Source organism: Streptosporangium sp. NPDC003464, assembly GCF_053588315.1.
Genome location: NZ_JBSFPS010000577.1, coordinates 1 through 1,049 on the forward strand (window position 1 = coordinate 1; position 1,049 = coordinate 1,049).

Annotated in this window: 2 protein-coding genes; both read right to left on the reverse strand. The window is 64.5% G+C overall.

The window, feature by feature from the left end; genetic code table 11:
* Positions 1 to 444 (reverse strand): hypothetical protein (locus tag ACWDS7_RS48670; RefSeq protein ID WP_451934857.1); only part of this gene is annotated, 444 nt, incomplete at its 3' end.
* A gap of 236 nt (positions 445 to 680) precedes the next feature.
* Positions 681 to 866: a hypothetical protein gene (locus ACWDS7_RS48675; protein WP_451934858.1), complete on the reverse strand. Its 186-nt coding sequence runs from the start codon at positions 864 to 866 to the stop codon at positions 681 to 683.
* Positions 867 to 1,049: the final 183 nt, after the last annotated feature.

Sequence of the window (1,049 nt, forward strand, 5' to 3'; positions counted from 1 at the left end):
ACTCGACCGGGTTCCCGGGTCGGTTCCGTTCCAGAGATGGAAGCAGATCATCAGGTCCGTCACCCGCTCGGTCGTGTAGGCGAGTGTTTTGCCGTAGAGGGGATTGCTGCCGCCGAAGAGAACGGAGGGCGGGCCGAATGCCTCGTGTACATCGGTGAGCGTGCGATCTTGAGCAGCCCAGGCGTTCACATCTTGGCGTATGGACGCGTACTCCTCAGCCGTCAGCGTTCGGTCGAGGTCCAGCCAGCCGCGATCGCGGGCGAACTCCGCGTAGATCGAGGCGACACCGTACTCGTGGTCACCTGGCACCACGGTCTTGAACGCTCCGGTCACGCCGAGCGAGTTGAAGGCGCCCCGAGATTCCAGCACCCGTAGTTCCTGCGCCCACGCCTCCTCGTCGCGTTCGGCATAGGCCAGGTGATCGAGCAGCAGTCGCAGGGCCATCTCCCCACCGAACATGCCAGGACGGCGAAGTGCCTGGTTGAGCTGGTCTATGAGGTAGGAGCGGATCTCAGCTGAGGAGCGTGGTCCCGGAGATGTTGGCATAGCGCACCATTCTCGTTCTCGTCTCGTTCTGGCGGGGGGTGAGGCGGCTTTGGGCTACTCGATCCCGCCGCCGATGGGCTTGTGAGCCGGTTCCGGCGCCTATCCGAGGCCTACCACGTAGTACGGCTGATCCGTCATCGGGCGGTCCCAGCAAGGCGGGTGTTGAGCGCAGCGATGATGTCGTCGACGAGCGGGCCTGAACCAGGAGCGAGGCGACCGGCGGCCTCAATGAGGTCGGCCAGGGTGAGGAGCATGCGGCCGGTATCGCTGGAGATGAACGCGTCGGGGCTCAGCAGGCTGAGCCTGCCGTCGTGAAGCACGAGGACAGTGCGGCCGGCGCGGTGAGCGCTGTCGGAGGTACCGCGGGCGAGAGGCGCACCGACGTGAACGCCGGTGACCTTAGGTGCTTTAGACCGTGTCCTACATGGTGAGTTTGAGATGTCGCTTATGGCAGGTCATGGCTGCAGCGAGGGTGAGAAAGGCCAGGTAGGCGTAGGGGTGAC